This is a genomic window from Bradyrhizobium sp. RDM12 (genome assembly GCF_051917485.1).
GTDB lineage: Bacteria > Pseudomonadota > Alphaproteobacteria > Rhizobiales > Xanthobacteraceae > Bradyrhizobium.
In genome coordinates this window covers 821,341-837,309 of the sequence record NZ_CM133064.1, presented here as the reverse complement: position 1 = coordinate 837,309, position 15,969 = coordinate 821,341, and the positions used below count along the sequence as shown (strand labels likewise).

The window sequence follows — 15,969 nt, the reverse complement described above, 5'->3', positions numbered from 1 at the left end:
CCCTATCCTGCAACGCCCGGATTGCCGTCGACGCCCTTCAGCGTGACGCCGCTGCCGAGGCGCTCCTGAAACATCCGGCCCGAGCGCAGATATTTGCCGACGACGTCCCACACCGGTGCGCCCTGCTGGCCGTCGACCGACGCCCAGCCTGCGACCTTGTAGTGCCTGACGGCGCTGAGCGCCTTGCCATTGGCGAGCTTCAGCTCGGAGATGCGGCTGCCGATCGCGTTGGCGGGGCTGCAGGAATAGCTGAGCCCGCCGGCGCGCACCATGTCGCCGCCCTGCTGATGATAGGGATCGGCGTTGAAGAGATTGTCGCAGACGTCTTCCAGGACGTCCTTGATCTCGGTGCCGGTCATCTCCTGCACATAGGTCTCGGGATAGGTGATCGCGGTCTCCGCGAGCACATCCTCCATGGTTAGCGGCTGGCCGGAGAGCGCGGTGACGCCCCAGCGGAAACCCGGCGACAGCGCGATCTCGGCGTCGAGCTCGGTGCGCAGCGCGGTGCAGATCAGTTCGTCAACGGGACCTGCGAAATTGTCGCGGCGATAGAGCAGCCGGTCGGGCGTTGCGATCTTCTCCGACCAGTCGTTTACGAACGGCGCGCGCACCCGGCCGATCAGCTCGGCCATTGCAGGATCGGGCTTCAGCAGTTCGGAATAGACCGGCAGCAGATGATATTTGACATCGCTGACCTTGCCCTTGTCGAGCGCGAGATCGAGCACGCCCAGAAATTTCCCGTTGGAGCCGGCATTGGTGACGAGCGTCGTACCATTAGCGTTCTTCACGGCGATCGGTTGCGGCACGGCATCATGGGTGTGGCCGCCGAGGATGACGTCGATGCCGGTGACGCGGCTTGCGAGCTTGAGGTCGACATCCATGCCGTTGTGCGACAGCAGGATCACCGCATCGACCTTGTCGCTGCCGCGCAAGCTCTCGACATGCTTCTGGAGTTCTTCCTCGCGAATGCCAAACGTCCAGTCCGGCGTGAAGCGCTTGGGATGCGCGATCGGCACGTAAGGAAAGGCCTGGCCGATGATCGCGACGCGATGACCGCCGATCTCCTTGATGGTTGACGGCTTGAACACGCGCCCCGTCGCCTTGTCGAAGGCGGCGGCGTCGTTGAACGCCGCTTCCTCGGTCAGGAAGACGTTCTGCGCCAGAAACTCGCCCTTGAAGTGCTCGAGATTGTTGCGCAGCGCCTGCTCGCCATAGGTGAACTCCCAATGTCCGGTCATCGCCTCGATGCCGAGCAGATTGGCGACCTCGACCATGTCGCGGCCCTGCATGATGTTGGCGAGGCCGGTGCCCTGCCAGAGGTCGCCGCCGTCGACCAGCATGGCATGCTTTTCGCCGACGTCAGCGCGCAGGCGGTCGATCAGTGTCTTCAGATGGGCGAAGCCGCCGAGCTTGCCGAAGCGGCCGGCGGATTTTTCGAATTCGATGCAGGTGAAGGCATAGGCGTCGGCGCTGTCGGGCCGGATGCCAAAGTGCTCCAGCAAAGCGCGACCGACCAGATGCGGCGGCCGTCCCGCCATCTCGCCGATGCCGATATTGACGCTGGGCTCGCGGACATAGACCGGGTTGAGCTGCGCATGCGTGTCGGTGAGATGGAGGATCCGTGCATTGCCGAACCGCTCGATGTCGTAAATGCTCGCGGTTTCAGCGCCGCGCGCAAGCCGCGGCAGTGCAAGCGATGCGGCGGCAACGGCTGAACTCCTCAGGAAATCGCGGCGGCGGATCGCCATCACAAGTTTTCTCCGCCTGTTCTCGGCAGTTCGACGGTGGCACGGCGCATTATTCTAGCGGATTTCCATCGCCTTCCAGGCTTCTTTTTCGGAGGTCGCCTGGAAGATGGATGCTTTCGCCAGCGCCTCGGCCTCCTTGGCTGCCGCCACCGCACGGTCGAAATCGCCGCCATCGCCCGCCTTCCTGGCGGCGGCGAGGGTCGAGACGGTCGTGGTCCACTGGTTGCGCATGCCGGCGGCCTCTTTGGACGCAGCCTCCGCGGCGGCATAGGCCGCCTTGTAGTCTGCCTCGGTTGCCGCGCGCGCCATCGGCGCGAAGCTCAGGGCCAGCAACATGGCCAAGGTAAGTGACCGCTTCATGGTCGCGCTCCCGGTCCCGAGATCGGCAGGCCGTTGGCGACGTAGGAGAGGAAATATTCGACGTCGCGATATTCGTCCGCCTGCGGCTCCAGCGGAACCGCGCGGGTCTGGCTGTTGCAGGTGATGAAGCGGCGGCTGGTGGTGCCCATTCCGCTCCATTCGGAGCGGTAGATCGGCATGGCGTTCAAAATGCCGAGCGCCGGCGCCAGGATCTCGGCGCGGATGCGCTCGCCCGGGCTCTGGACGTGGCAGCTCGCGCAGGAGAAGTTCAACTGGCCGCGGCGGGTGTAGAAATAACGCTTGCCGTTCTCGAACGCTTCGAGCGCGCGGGGATCATCTGGAATCTTGATGTCCATCGGCTTGCCACGCGAGGTGAAGGCCATGTACGCCGTGAGCGAGGCCATCTCGTCCTTGACATAGGAGTAGGGCGCCTCGCCATTGGCCTCGCGGCAGCGGTTGAGCGCAAGCTCCAGCGTGACGACCTTGCCCTCGCCGGTGTCAAAATAAGGATAGTTCTGGCGAATGCCGATGCCGCCGTTCGGGAAGCAATCAGCATAGGTCTTGCCGTTCTTGAACGGCGTCGCAAACATCTCCTTGCCGGCGTCGAGTGCGAACTCGTAGGGCGGAAACTCTTCCTTCTCCTGCCACTGCCGCTTCATGTCCTCGTTCATGGAATACGGGCCGTTGACGAAATCCTCGTGCTTCACATCGGGAAACTTCTGGAAGAAGAAGTTCTGGAACGCCTTGGCATCAGCGACGGCATCGACCTTGTCGGCCGCAATCACGCGCGGAGCGCTGAGTGCGAACGCGACGAGCGCGGCGCTCAACGCGCCAAGGAGAGCAGTGCGGGCCCTCATCACGCGATCTTCGCGGTGGTCTCGTCGGACCCACCCTTGTTGTCGGTCCAGGAGATCTTGACGTCGTCGCCCTTCTTGGCACCCTTGAAGCTGAACTTGACATAGGGGTCCTTGGAGACCGCGGTGCCCCAATTGGCGACGAACACGTCCTTGCCATTACATGCGAATTTCAGCTCCCGGATGAAGTGCGCGGGAATCAGCTCGCCCTTGGCATCCTTGACCAGGCCGGTGTCCATGGGATGCTGGATCAGCGTCTGCACCTCGGTGATGTCGCCGTTGGATGTTGCGCGGACGCGAATGCTGGATGCCACCTTGATTCTCCTAGCCGCCGCAGCCGCCGACGGTGACCTTCACTTCCTTGGTCGCGCTGTAGAGCCTGCCGTCGGCTTCCACGATCGCGGTCACGTTGCTGGTCTTGGCCATCTTGAGGCGGTTGGCGACGGCAGGCATCGTGCCCTCAGGAACCTTGTAGCTTGCTGCGAGCGCGTTCGGGTTCTCGGCGACGAAGAACGAGATCGAGGTGACCTTGTCGAGCGTCGTCGTCACCGAGATCGGCACCACGCCGCCATTCTCGGCGATCTCCGGCGCATCGAGCTTGACCTTCTCGGAGGGCTCCGCGGTCTTGCCGTAGAGTGCCTTGATCGCGTCGGTCTCGTTCTTCAGCTTGAATGCCTCTTCCGGATATTTGTCGTTGGCCGCGGCACGCGCAGGCGCAAACGGCAGGTTGCCGAGGCCGATCAGTGCGACCGAGGCCGCGCCCTGAAGGATCAGGCGCCGCGTCGGGTGAGGGCCGGTATGTGCAGTCATCTCAGGTCTCCTGGGCCCGCCGTTACAGCGTTTGCAGGAAATCAACGATCGCGTTGATCTCCTGGTCGGTCAAAAGCCGGTTGCGCCCGAACGGCGGCATCATGGTCTGCGGGTTACGCTTGGTCTCATCGAACAGAATCGCGACCAGTTCGTTGCGGTCGGGGAATTTTGCCTTGATGTCCTTCAGCTCGGGCCCGATGGTGCCCGGCAAATCGCCGCCCTTGATGACGTGGCAGGTCAGGCAATTGCCCTTGCCGCGGTCGAAGGCGAGCTTTTGGCCCTCGACGATGGCAGACTGCGCGCCTGCCGGGCGCGCGGCAAGGCTCGTGAGGACGACCAGCGCGAGGAGCAGGGCGGGCTTGCGAGGAAAGGCGGTCAAGGCGTCATTCCGGGGCTTATGATGTCTGCAGATAATGTTCAAAAGCACAAAGGGCATGCCCTGACAATCAAGACTATGCAGCGCACAAAATGCCGTTAATATCTTCCGCATTGCAACTGAAGAGATAGATCGTTCAACAAGCCGGCTTTGACCGGCACCCGTTCGGGGCGTTTGGCCCCTGTTGCGGTTTTGGTCTGCTTTCTCGTTTTCCGGGGACATGAATTGGCCGAGTATGTCGTTGAATTTGGCAGGGATGGTGGGCGGGTCGAATCCGACGGCCGTCTCGATGCGCCGGCTTTCCATCGTAATCACGAGCCGCTCTGGATGGCGCTCGGAAAGCATCTCATCGGGCGGTCGGGCGACGTGGTCGAGGTCGGCAGTGGAACCGGCCAGCACGTGGTCCATTTCGCCCGCCACACGCCCGATCTGGTCTGGTGGCCGAGCGACCTTAACCAGCGCCATGTGAAAAGCATCGAGGCCTGGCGCCTGCATTCGGGGTTGAAGAACGTCCGCTCGCCGTTGCGGATCGATCTGTCCGACCCCGACTGGTGCCCGGAGATGAAGAGCGGGCGGGGACCCAACAATCTTGCGGCCGTGTTCTGCGCCAATGTCATCCACATTGCGCCCTGGACCGTGGCCGAGGGCCTGTTCGCCGGCGCCGGCCGCTACTTGCGGTCCGACGGCCAGCTGTTCCTTTACGGCCCGTTCAAGCGCGACGGCAAGCACACCGCACTCAGCAACGCCGTGTTCGACACGTCGCTGCGCGACGGCAATCCCGATTGGGGCGTGCGCGATCTTGGCGATGTCGAGACCCTCGCCCGGGCCGCGGGCCTCGGTCTGGTGGATGTCATGGATATGCCTGCCAACAATCTGACGCTGGTGTTTGGGCGCGGCTGAGGCACGAGGCCTCTAGGCCTCGCCGTCCCGCCACCCGATCTTCTCCTTCAAGAACTGAAATCCCAGCACCTCGAAGCCGGCGCGCTCCTTGTTGTCCTTGCCGTAGCCGTGACCGCCGGCGGCCGGCTCGTAGAACCGGGCCTCATAGCCCATCGCCTGCAGCTTTGCGGCCATCTTGCGTGCGTGACCGGGATGGACGCGGTCGTCGCGCCGTGTCGTCGCGATCAGGATCGGCGGATAGGGCTGGCCGGGTTTTGCGTTGTGATAGGCGGAGTAGGTCTTGAGCCACTCCCATTCCTCGGGTTTGTCCGGGTCGCCATATTCCGCGATCCAGCTCGCGCCGGCGAGCAGCTTGGTGTAGCGGCGCATGTCGATCAGCGGGATGGTGCAGAACAGCGCGCCGAACCGCTCGGGGTATCGCACCAGCATGTTGGTGATGAGGATGCCGCCGTTCGATCCGCCTTGCGCGGCGATGCGCTTTGGCTGCGTCACGCCACGGCGGACGAGATCGGCGGCAACGGCTGCGAAATCATCATGCGACAATTTCTTGCCGGCGAAACGGCCGGCATCGTGCCAGCGCGTGCCGAACTCGCCGCCGCCGCGCAAATTCGCCTGCACGATGGTGCCGCCGCGCTCCAGCCAGAGCTTGCCGAGCGACGAATTGTAATGCGGCTTCACCGCGAGCCCGAAGCCGCCATAGGCGCTCATATAGACCGGCGCATCGCCGGTCTCGCCGGCTGGGCCGGTCTGCACATAGGGAATCCGCTCGCCGTCAACCGAGATCGCCTCGTGCTGCGTCACCACGAGGCCGTCCGCGTTGAAGGTCTTCGGCGCCTGCTTGAGGACGGTCGGACTTTCCACACCGCGCTCGACCAGCGAGAGCGACGGCGGCATCAGCGGGTCCTGCACATTGGCGAGCAGGTCGCCGTTGCTCTCGGAGGAATGGCGATCGAGCGGCCAGACATCGACGACGCCGATCTCGGGAAGACCGCCAAGCCTCTCGCGACTCCACACAGTGGCAGATGGCGTGCGGATCTCGAATTGCGGCTTCAGCTCGTCTAGGATCGACAGCACCAGCTTGCCCGCGGCCCAGAAGAAACCCTGCAAGGCCCGCCGCGGTCCGGGCTCGAACAGGATTCTGAAGTCGCGGCTGCCGGCGAGGAACGCCGAGAGCGAGATGCCGAGCACGGCGTCGGCGGCATAGGTTCGTCCTGCGATCGCCCAGTCCGTGCGCAGTTTCATCGCAAACCAGTCGCCATGCGCCTGCATCCAGATGCCGGTCGGCAGGTCGAGCTTCGTTGTGGTGCCGGCGTCGTCGCGCAGCCAGATGCCGTAATTGAAAAAGTCGATCTGGTCGATGATCCAGGCGCGCGGTTTCGCGCCGGTATCGTCCACGCTGCCAAAGATCCCCATATGATCGGCCGTGGTCTCGATGATCATCTGCGCTTGATCCACGCTCTCGCCACGCCGCCACAGGCGACCGGTTCGCGCATAGCCTGATGTCGTCACCATGCCCTCGCCGTGCGCGCTCGACAGCAGCAGCGTGTCCGGATCGAGCCAATCGACGCCGCCCTTGGCTTCCGGCAGCGTAAAGCCGTCGGCGACAAAGCTCTTCGTATCCGCGTCGAATTCCCGCAAGGTGACGGCGTCGCTGCCGCCGCGCGACAGGCTCAGGATGGCTCGCGAGTGTCCCGGCAGCGAGCTGATCGAGCTCAGCAGCCAGTCTTCGCCCTCGCTCGCGGCGAGCTTGTCGATATCCAGCACGATCTCCCACGCCGGATTGGGTTTGCAAAACTCCGCGAGCGTGGTGCGACGCCACAGCCCGCGTGGATGCTCGGCGTCCTTCCAGAGATTGTAGAGATAGCCGCCGCGCCGTCCCACATAGGGAATGTTGTCCGGGCGGTCATAGATCGCTGCGAGCGCGTCACGGTCGCGTTCGAACGCCGCGCCGCCGAACTTGTCCAGCGTCAGGCGGTTCTGCCGTTCGACGAAATCGAGCGCGCGGACGCCCTCGACCTCCTCCAGCCAGAGCCAGGGATCGTCGTCGGGAGCGCTGAGCGTAGGCCTGCTATCGACGGACATGAACGAAACTCCCTGAGATCGCGCGGCGGATAGGATTTGATCGCGCGCAAGCCGTCAAGAGTGCGGTCTTGTATCATCGGTCCGATTGCGTCAGAGGCATGGCCTGCGCCCGTTTGCGCCGGTTGCCCGCCCTCCCGCGCCCCTCCATAGTGCCGGGAATCATCAAGGCTTTTACTTAAAAGACCCTGCGGGCGGAAATGCCGATGTTAGATGTGACTTCAGCCACCGAGATTGCCGACGATGTCCGCGTGCGCGGCAATGTGGTGCGTCTCGCCGCAGCCCAGGCGCTGACCGGCGCCAACTCGGCGGTGATCTTCGCTACCGGCTCGATTGTCGGCGCCACGCTCGCGCCCGACATGTCGCTCGCGACCGTGCCGCTATCGATGTACGTGGTCGGGCTTGCAGCCGGCACGCTGCCGACCGGCGCGATCTCGCGCCGCTTCGGCCGCCGCTGGGCTTTCGTGATCGGCACCGGGCTTGGCACGCTCACGGGTCTCCTCGGTTCGTTCGCAATCCTGCACGCCTCGTTCGCGCTGTTTTGTCTCGCGACCTTTCTCGGCGGCCTCTATGGCTCGGTGGCGCAATCCTACCGCTTCGCGGCGGCCGACGGCGCCAGCGCGGCCTATCGGCCGAAAGCCGTATCGTGGGTGATGGCGGGAGGCGTGTTCGCCGGTGTGCTCGGTCCGCAGCTGGTGCAATGGACCATGGACATCTGGTCGCCCTATCTGTTCGCCTTCAGCTTCCTGGTGCAGGCGGCGGTCGCGCTGGTCGCGATGGGCATCGTCGCCGGCGTCGATATGCCGAAACCGGCGCCTGCCGATCTGCACGGCGGCCGGCCGCTGCTCACCATCGTGACCCAGCCGCGCTTCATCGCGGCCGCCCTGTGCGGCGTCATCTCCTATCCCATGATGAACCTGGTGATGACCTCGGCGCCGCTCGCGATGAAGATGTGCGGGCTCAGTCTGTCCGATTCCAATTTCGGCATTCAATGGCACATCGTCGCGATGTACGGCCCGAGCTTCTTCACCGGTGCGCTGATCGCCCGCTTTGGCGCACCGAAAATCGTCGCCGCCGGTTTGCTGTTGGAGGCGGGGGCCGCCGGCATCGGCCTCTCCGGCATCACCGCGATGCATTTCTGGGCGACGCTGGTCGTGCTCGGGGTGGGCTGGAATTTCTCCTTCATCGGTGCCTCCGCTCTGGTGCTGGAGACGCACCGCCCGCAGGAACGCAACAAGGTGCAGGCGTTCAACGATTTCCTGGTGTTCGGCATGATGGCGATGGGCTCGTTCTCGTCGGGGCAGCTGCTCGCCAATTATGGCTGGTCGGCCGTGAACATGGTCGTGTTTCCGCCGGTCGTGCTTGGCCTCTCCGTGCTCTCTCTTGCGTCGTTCGCCCGCCGCCGCAGGGCGCGGTTGGCGGCCGCGATGGGCGAGTTCCCGGACGCGATCTGAATTGGCAGGAGACTGTCAGCAACGTTGATACTTCGATCGCTGTCGAAGTGATTTTCTACCCTGGCATCGATACATGATGATCGTCATGGACAGAAAATCACAACGCGCGGGGTGCGAAGGAGAAGCGCAAATGCTCGACAATCCCCACCACACCACTCCAATAGGCGAATCCTCGCTCCGTTACGAAGGCTGGCGCATCGTCGCGGTCTGCTTCCTGCTCGCGACGTTCGGCTGGGGCTCGGCTTCTACGGCCAGAGCGTCTATGTCGCCGAGCTGCAGCGCGCGCGGGGCTGGCCGGCCTCGCTGATCTCGTCCGGCACCACGTTCTTCTATCTGTTCGGCGCGCTGCTCGTCGTCTTCGTCGGTGAAGCCGTCCGAAAATACGGCCCGCGGCTGTGCCTGATCGCCGGCACGGTGGCGATGGCGGCCGCTGCGGTCGCGATCGGCGCGGTGCGCGAGCCCTGGCAGCTTTATCTGGCCGATGCCGTGCTCGCCTTCGGCTGGGCCGGCACCAGCCTTGCCATGATCACCAATACGATCAGCCTGTGGTTCGATCAGAAGCGCGGCATGGCGATCAGCCTGGCGCTGAACGGCGCGAGCTTTGGCGGCATCGTCGGCGTGCCGCTGCTGGTGACGATGATCAGCCATATCGGCTTCGGAAACGCGATGTTCGCCACCTCCGGCGCCATGCTGGTGCTGCTGCTGCCGGTGATTTTGCTGGTGGTCGGCCAGCCGCCCGATCTCCACGGGGGCATGGAGCAACCAAGGCCAAGCCGCAGTCATCGGCAGAGATCCGCTCCCGCGCGCTGCGCGATGTCGGCTTCCTCACGGTGACGATTGCCTTCGCGCTGGTGCTGTTCGCCCAGGTCGGCTTCATCGTGCACCTGATCTCGTTCCTCGATCCCGTGATCGGGCGCGAGCGCGCGGCCGTGGCGGTCGCGGTGCTCACCGCGATGGCGGTGATCGGCCGCGTCCTGTTCTCGATGGTGATCGATCGCCTCAACCAGCGGCTGGCGTCGGCGCTGTCATTCCTCAGCCAGGCCGCCGCGCTGTGCGTCGTCATCAATCTGCACAACGATTATGTGCTGATCGCGGCCTGCGCGGTGTTCGGCTTCTCGGTCGGCAATCTCATCACGCTGCCGTCGCTGATCGTGCAGCAGGAGTTCGACTCCGCCTCGTTCGGCGTGCTGATCAGCCTCAACACCGCGATCAACCAGGTGACCTACGCGTTCGGCCCCGGCGTCGTCGGCGTCCTGCGCGATTGGTCCGGCGGATATTCGCTGCCGTTTTATCTGTGCATCGCGCTGGAGGTGATAGCGGCGGCACTGATCATGGTGCGAGGGAAGCCGCGAGCGAAAACTGCGTAGGAGCGCGGCGTCGCCTCAACAAACTCCGTCATTGCGAGGAGCCCTTGCGACGAAGCAATCCAGACTGTCTCCGCGGAACGATTCTGGATTGCTTTGCTGCGCTCGCAATGACGAGGAGAGAACCGAGATCACCCCTCCCGCTGCTTCAGCAACCCCTCAACATCCAGCCGCTTCGTGAACATCGCGAGCTTCCCGTCCGGCCCAAACGGCCATTGCTCCCGCGGCTTGTCCCAATACAGCTCCACGCCATTCTCGTCAGGATCACGCAGATACAGCGCCTCGCTGACGCCGTGGTCGCTGGCGCCGTCCAGCGCAATGCCGGCTGAGAGCACGCGGTGCAACGCGTCCGCCAGCGCCGGCCGAGTTGGGTAGAGGATCGCAGTGTGGAACAGTCCGGTGGTGCCTGGCGGCGGCGGAGAGCCGCCCTTGCTTTCCCAGGTATTGAGCCCGATGTGGTGATGATAACCGCCGGCCGAGATGAAGGCCGCGCCGGAGCCCATGCGCTGCATCAGCTCGAAGCCGAGCACGCCGCAATAGAAGCCGAGCGCGCGATCGAGATCGGCGACCTTGAGATGGACATGGCCGATCCTTGTGCCGGCGGCGACGGCTGGGGTTTGCGACATGCTGTTGCTCCTTGACTGAATGCTACTTAAGCCGGGCATCGGGACAGCGCTACCGGCCGATCCCGAAACCCAGCGCTTCCGGATGCGCAATTGCGCGTCCGAATGCGAAGCTATGACAGCTCGCGCACCTCGCCCTCCGGCAGCTCGAACTCAAACGTGTTCAGCGTCATCGATACCATGGTGTAGTAGCCGCACAGTCCAATCACCTCGACGACGCCGCGTTCGCTGAGCAGCTGCACCGCCGCATCATAGAGCCCCTTCTCGACACCATGGCCCTCGTGCAGCGACTTCGCGAGGTCGTAGATCATCTTGCCCTTGGGATCCTCGAATTCAGGCGTGCGGCGATCGCGGATCGCGTCGATGATTTGGGGATCCATGCCGCCCGCAAGCGCGAGGCGCTTATGCGCATGCCATTCGTAGTGCGCGGTCCAGTGCCGTGCCGTCACAAGGATCGCGATCTCCGAGAGCTTTGCCGGGAATATCGTATCGTAGCGCAGGACTTCGCCGAGCCGCGTGGCGTGACGGGCCATGTCGGGGCTGTTGAGCCAGGCCATCATCGGCGCCGGCGGCTTGCCGCGCTTGCCGGCAATCGACTCGTCATAGGTCTGCCGTTGATTCTCGTTCATTTCGCCAGGCGAAAGAAGTTTCAGGCGCATTCGCGTTTCCTCTTTGTTTTCAAGCACCGCAGTGGCGCGACTATAGCGGATGACGGGCTGCGGAAGTGGTTGAATTCCACAGTGCGATGGCCCAGAGTCGCGCCCAACAAGCCGATTGTGATTGATGGAAACGACCGAATGACTGATTCCAAAACCAGCGAATCCGAAACCGCCGATCTCGAGAAATTCCGCACTGAGACGCGCGCTTGGCTCGAAGCCAACTGCCCGCCGGAGATGCGCAAGCCCGCGACGTCAGACACCGACGTGTTCTGGGGCGGGCGCAACGCAAAATTCTCGTCCGAGCCGCAGCGCATCTGGTTTGAGCGCATGCGCGACAAGGGCTGGACCGTGCCGGACTGGCCGAAAGAATATGGTGGCGGTGGCCTCAGCGCTGCCGAGCACAAGGTGCTGCGCGCCGAAATGGCCAGGATCGGCGCGCGCCCACCGCTGTCGAGCTTCGGGATCTGGATGCTTGGACCGGCGCTCTTGAAGTACGGGAATGAGGCGCAGAAAAAGGAGCATCTGCCGAAGATCGCGGCGGGCCTGATCCGCTGGTGCCAGGGCTATTCCGAGCCGAACGCGGGCTCCGATCTCGCCTCGCTCCAGACCCGTGCCGAGAGCGATGGCGACGATTTCGTCATCACGGGCTCGAAGATCTGGACGTCCTACGCCAACTACGCCGACTGGATCTTCTGTCTCGTCCGCACCGATCCTACGGCCAAGAAGCACGACGGCATCAGCTTCATCCTGTTCGACATGACGTCGAAGGGCGTCACCACCAAGCCGATTCTCCTGATCTCAGGCTATTCGCCGTTCTGCGAAACCTTCTTCGACGGCGTCCGGGTGCCGAAGTCGCATGTGGTCGGCACCATCAACCGCGGCTGGGATGTTGCGAAATATCTGCTCCAGCACGAGCGCGCGATGATCTCGGGCATGGGCGAGCGCGGCGTCGGCCGGCCGCTCGGCCAGATCGCGGCCGATTCCGTCGGCACCGATGGGCAAGGCAAGCTCGATGATTCCATGCTGCGCGGCAAGATCGCGAGCTTCGATGTCGATGAGGCCGCGCTTGCCGCCTGCGCCGAGCGCGCCATCGATCTCGCCAAGGCAGGGCAGGCGCATCCGGCATTCTCGTCGGCGATGAAGTATTACGGCACCGAGCTCAACAAGCGCCGCTACGAGATCCTGATGTCGGCCGGCGGCGTCGATGCACTGGAATGGGAGAGCGAGCGGTCGCGGCAGGGCGCGCGTCCGCGCGCCTGGCTGCGCACCAAGGCCAATTCGATCGAAGGCGGCACCAGCGAGGTCATGCTCGGCATCGTTGCCAAGCGCATCCTGGATCTGCCGGGGGCGTGAGCTTTGCGTCATTCCGGGGCGCGACGAAGTCGCGAACCCGGAATCCATTCGTCCATAAACTCTACCGCCTGATGGATTCCGGGCCTGGCCCTTCGGGCCATCCCGGAATGACGACGACAAATAGATTTCGAATCGGAAACACGCACATGGCCCTCGTCCTCACCGAAGAACAATCAATGCTCCGCGACAGCGCGCGCGGGCTGATCAGCGACAAGGCGCCGGTGTCGCACCTGCGCGGCTTGCGCGACAGCAAGGATCCGACGGGCTTCTCCAAGGAGCTGTGGCACGCCTTCGCCGAAATGGGTTTTGCCGGCCTGCTGGTGCCCGAAGAGTTCGGCGGCAGCGGCCTCGGCTTCATGGAAGCCGGAATCGTGATGGAAGAAATCGGCCGTACCTTGATGCCATCGCCGTTCCTCGCCACCAGCGTGGTCGCGGCCTCGGCGCTGAACCGCGGCGGCAATGCCGCGCAGAAATCGGAGTTCTTGCCGAAGATTTCGAACGGCTCGCTGCTCGCGACGCTCGCGATCGACGAAGGGGCAAAGCATCGCCCGCTGCGGACCAATTTGCAGGCTGTGCGCGCCGGCAATGGCTTCAGGCTCTCCGGTACCAAGGCGCTCGTCGTTGACGGCCACGTCGCCGATCTCTTCATCGTCGCCGCGCGCACCGGTGGCGCCGCCGGCGAGCGCGACGGTTTGACGCTATTCCTGGTGAATCCCAAGGCCAAGGGCGTTGCGATCGAGCGCACCATCATGGTCGACGCGCACAACGCGGCGCGGATCGAACTCGCCAATGTCGAGGTCAATGCCGACAGCGTGCTCGGCGAGGTCGACCAGGGGGCCGCGCTGCTCGACGGCGTGCTTGATATCGGCCGCGGCGCGGTCGCCGCCGAAATGGTCGGCCTCAGCGACGAAGTGTTCAATCGCACCGTCGAGTACCTCAAGAACAGAAAGCAGTTCGGCAAGCTGATCGGCGAATTCCAGGCGCTGCAGCATCGCGCCGCCGAGCTCTATGTCGATATCGAGATCACCCGCGCCGCCACGATGAAGGCGCTGCAGGCACTGGATGCGGATGTCGCCAAGGCCGCCTCGGCCGTCGCCGTGGCAAAAGCCCGCGCCGGCACCACCGCCACTCGCGCGGTGCAGGAAGGCGTGCAGATGCATGGCGGCATGGGCATGACCGACCAGTTCGACATCGGCTTCTTCATGAAGCGCGCAAGGGTGTGCGAGGAGCTGTTCGGCGATGCGAACTACCACACCGAGCAGCTGGCGCGGGCGCGAGGGTATTGAGGCGCTGCGTTGCGTCACATTCGGTGTCATCGCCCGCGAAGGCGGGCGATCCAGCACGCGGCGGCCCCTCCGCATACAATTGACGTCTCGTAATACTGGATCGCCCGGTCAAAGCCGGGCGATGACAGTTGAGAGGGTGGACAGCGCCTGCCCTAGGCTCGCCATTGCGAGGAGCGAAGCGACGAAGCAATCCAGCCCGTCACCGTGGAAAGCCTCTGGATTGCTTCGCTTCGCTCGCAATGACGAAGTGCCTTACCGCATCGGCGGCGCGTACTGCACGCCGCCCGCGTTCCACAGCTGGTTCATCCCGCGCGGGATCTTCAGCTGCGATTTCTCGCCGATATTGCGCTCGTACATCTCGCCGTAATTGCCGACATGGCGGATGATGCGCACGGCCCAGTCCTTGGTCAGGCCGAGCTGCTCGCCGTAATTGCCTTCGGTCCCGACCAGCCGCATCACCTCCGGCTTCTTCGACTTCAGCGCCTCGTCGATGTTCTCCGAGGTGACGCCGAGCTCTTCGGCATTGATCATCGCGTAGAGCGTCCACTTCACGATCATCATCCAGTCGTCGTCGCGTTGGCGCACGACGGGGGCGAGCGGCTCCTTGGAGATCATGTCGGGCAGGATCATGTGGTCGCCGGGCTTAGCCATGTTCAGCCGCAGCGCATAGAGCTGCGAGACGTCGGCGGTCAACGTGTCGCACTTGCCGGTGTCGTAGGCCTTCACCACGTCTTCCAGCTTGTCGAACTTCACCAAATCGTACTTCATGTTGTTGGCGCGGAAGTAGTCGGCGAGATTGAGCAGCGTGGTGGTCCCCGATTGCACGCAGATCTTGCTGTCGGCGAGGTCCAGCGACGTTTCCTTGTTGCGCGAGCGCGGCACCATGAAACCTTCGCCGTCGTAATAGGCCACGGCCGGGAAATAGAGATCGTAGTCGAGCTCACGCGACATGCTCCAGGTCGAGTTGCGCGAGAGGATGTCGACCTTGCGGCTCTGCAATTCCTTGAAGCGCTCGCTGGCATCGAGCGGCACGAAGCGCGCCTTGCCCGGATCGTCGAAGATCGCGGCCGCCACCGCGCGGCAGAAGTCGACGTCAAAGCCGGTCCAGTTGCCCTTGTCGTCGGGAATCGAGAAGCCCGGCAGGCCCTTGTTGACACCGCACAGCACTTCGCCGCGGCGCACCGTGCGTTTCAGCGTACGGGTGTCGTAGAATTCGTAGGTGATGGCGAAGGCGGCGACCAGCACGGCGACCGCGAGCCCGATCAGCAGGCCGCCTCGAAATGTGCGCATCATGTTGCTCTCTCGAAAAGTCGGGAAAAGGAATTGGGGGAGGGGCGCAGTGCATGATCCGGAGAGATCATGCTCAAACGACAGGCTTACAGTTCAGGCTTCTGGCGGATGACCACCTTGGTGCCAACAGGGACGCGATCGTAGAGATCGGCGACGTCATTGTTGACGAGGCGGAAGCAGCCTGAGGATACCTTGGTGCCGATCGTATCGGGACGGTTGGTGCCGTGGATGCGGTAGACCGTTGTCCCGAGATACATGGCGCGGGCGCCGAGCGGATTGCCGGGGCCGCCGGCCATGAAGCGCGGCAGGTAGGGCTGGCGCTGGATCATCTCCGGCGGCGGCGTCCAGTCCGGCCACTCCTTCTTGTTGGTGATGTTCACCAGCCCCTGCCACTGGAAGCCGTCGCGGCCAACGCCGATGCCATAGCGGATCGCCCGCCCGCCGGGCTGCACCAGATAGAGGTGGCGCTCGGCGGTCGAGATGATGATGGTACCCGGCGCTTCGGTCGTGCGGTAGTACACGACCTGTTTCTGCCATTCCGGATCGAGCTCGTAGCTGTCGTCCGCGACCAGGCCGGGCTCATCGCCGCGGTCGGGTTGCTGGGCGAAGGCTTGCGGCGCAGACAGGATCAGGCCCATCGCAGCCACAAGCGCCCCGGTCAGGCGACGAAAATCCGGCATTTCAAGCTCTCCCCACTGCCACAGCGCAAACCGTCAGGAACTCATCTGAACTCAGGGGCAGCTTCGTGGCAAGTTCAAGGCGCGGCCCCTCGGTATGTCACGAGAATGCTTCGGTTTTTTGAGGGGGGCCCCG

Annotated in this window: 15 protein-coding genes and 1 pseudogene; 5 read left to right on the top strand and 11 right to left on the bottom strand. The window is 63.9% G+C overall.

Going from position 1 to position 15,969, the window contains the following annotated elements:
- Window positions 1–2: 2 nt before the first annotated feature.
- The 6 genes from soxB to soxX are packed head-to-tail and all read right to left on the bottom strand — an operon-like array spanning window position 3 to window position 4,151.
- Window positions 3–1,748 carry a thiosulfohydrolase SoxB gene (soxB, locus tag ACTGJ9_RS04010; protein ID WP_456676022.1) on the bottom strand — a complete coding sequence of 582 codons (1,746 nt, stop codon included), beginning with the start codon at window positions 1,746–1,748 and terminating at the stop codon, window positions 3–5.
- A 54-nt stretch (window positions 1,749–1,802) separates the two neighbouring features.
- Window positions 1,803–2,108, bottom strand: coding sequence for a hypothetical protein (locus ACTGJ9_RS04005; RefSeq protein WP_456676021.1), 306 nt, complete (start codon window positions 2,106–2,108; stop codon window positions 1,803–1,805).
- Window positions 2,105–2,965, bottom strand: a complete 861-nt coding sequence (soxA, locus tag ACTGJ9_RS04000; protein WP_456676020.1) for a sulfur oxidation c-type cytochrome SoxA — start codon at window positions 2,963–2,965, stop codon at window positions 2,105–2,107. Before soxA ends, ACTGJ9_RS04005 begins: the two co-directional genes overlap by 4 nt.
- Window positions 2,965–3,276, bottom strand: a complete 312-nt coding sequence (soxZ, locus tag ACTGJ9_RS03995) for a thiosulfate oxidation carrier complex protein SoxZ (RefSeq protein ID WP_456676019.1) — start codon at window positions 3,274–3,276, stop codon at window positions 2,965–2,967. Before soxZ ends, soxA begins: the two co-directional genes overlap by 1 nt.
- Window positions 3,277–3,286: 10 nt before the next feature.
- A complete protein-coding gene (gene soxY, locus ACTGJ9_RS03990; protein ID WP_456676018.1) occupies window positions 3,287–3,772 on the bottom strand; it encodes a thiosulfate oxidation carrier protein SoxY in 486 nt (161 codons plus the stop codon).
- A gap of 22 nt (window positions 3,773–3,794) precedes the next feature.
- Entirely contained in the window at window positions 3,795–4,151 is a 357-nt protein-coding gene (gene soxX / locus ACTGJ9_RS03985; protein WP_456676017.1) for a sulfur oxidation c-type cytochrome SoxX, read from the bottom strand.
- Window positions 4,152–4,373: 222 nt separating this feature from the next.
- Between soxX and ACTGJ9_RS03980 the strand changes: the two genes are divergently transcribed.
- Window positions 4,374–5,048: a DUF938 domain-containing protein gene (locus ACTGJ9_RS03980; protein WP_456676016.1), complete on the top strand. Its 675-nt coding sequence runs from the start codon at window positions 4,374–4,376 to the stop codon at window positions 5,046–5,048.
- A gap of 12 nt (window positions 5,049–5,060) precedes the next feature.
- On the opposite strand, the gene ACTGJ9_RS03975 is transcribed toward ACTGJ9_RS03980, so the two are convergent.
- A complete protein-coding gene (locus ACTGJ9_RS03975; RefSeq protein WP_456676015.1) occupies window positions 5,061–7,130 on the bottom strand; it encodes a prolyl oligopeptidase family serine peptidase in 2,070 nt (689 codons plus the stop codon).
- Between the two features lie 203 nt (window positions 7,131–7,333).
- Between ACTGJ9_RS03975 and ACTGJ9_RS03970 the strand changes: the two genes are divergently transcribed.
- Together ACTGJ9_RS03970 and ACTGJ9_RS03965 are read left to right on the top strand one after the other, a co-directional pair.
- Window positions 7,334–8,581: an MFS transporter gene (locus tag ACTGJ9_RS03970; RefSeq protein ID WP_456676014.1), complete on the top strand. Its 1,248-nt coding sequence runs from the start codon at window positions 7,334–7,336 to the stop codon at window positions 8,579–8,581.
- A gap of 130 nt (window positions 8,582–8,711) precedes the next feature.
- Window positions 8,712–9,948, top strand: a pseudogene (locus ACTGJ9_RS03965) (MFS transporter).
- A gap of 128 nt (window positions 9,949–10,076) precedes the next feature.
- Here ACTGJ9_RS03965 and ACTGJ9_RS03960 read toward each other — a convergent pair.
- Together ACTGJ9_RS03960 and ACTGJ9_RS03955 are read right to left on the bottom strand one after the other, a co-directional pair.
- Window positions 10,077–10,571 (bottom strand): VOC family protein, encoded by a 495-nt coding sequence (locus ACTGJ9_RS03960; protein ID WP_456676013.1) that lies wholly within the window; start codon window positions 10,569–10,571, stop codon window positions 10,077–10,079.
- 110 nt (window positions 10,572–10,681) lie between these two features.
- Complete coding sequence (locus ACTGJ9_RS03955) at window positions 10,682–11,227, bottom strand: carboxymuconolactone decarboxylase family protein (RefSeq protein WP_456676012.1); 546 nt, start codon at window positions 11,225–11,227, stop codon at window positions 10,682–10,684.
- 138 nt (window positions 11,228–11,365) lie between these two features.
- Between ACTGJ9_RS03955 and ACTGJ9_RS03950 the strand changes: the two genes are divergently transcribed.
- Together ACTGJ9_RS03950 and ACTGJ9_RS03945 are read left to right on the top strand one after the other, a co-directional pair.
- Window positions 11,366–12,580 (top strand): acyl-CoA dehydrogenase family protein, encoded by a 1,215-nt coding sequence (locus ACTGJ9_RS03950; RefSeq protein ID WP_456676011.1) that lies wholly within the window; start codon window positions 11,366–11,368, stop codon window positions 12,578–12,580.
- 146 nt (window positions 12,581–12,726) lie between these two features.
- Entirely contained in the window at window positions 12,727–13,866 is a 1,140-nt protein-coding gene (locus ACTGJ9_RS03945; protein ID WP_456676010.1) for an acyl-CoA dehydrogenase family protein, read from the top strand.
- Between the two features lie 252 nt (window positions 13,867–14,118).
- Here the strand turns inward: ACTGJ9_RS03945 and ACTGJ9_RS03940 are convergent, their stop codons facing one another.
- Window positions 14,119–15,156, bottom strand: coding sequence for an amino acid ABC transporter substrate-binding protein (locus tag ACTGJ9_RS03940; RefSeq protein ID WP_456678436.1), 1,038 nt, complete (start codon window positions 15,154–15,156; stop codon window positions 14,119–14,121).
- Between the two features lie 86 nt (window positions 15,157–15,242).
- Complete coding sequence (locus tag ACTGJ9_RS03935) at window positions 15,243–15,836, bottom strand: L,D-transpeptidase (protein WP_456676009.1); 594 nt, start codon at window positions 15,834–15,836, stop codon at window positions 15,243–15,245.
- Between the last annotated feature and the right edge of the window lie 133 nt (window positions 15,837–15,969).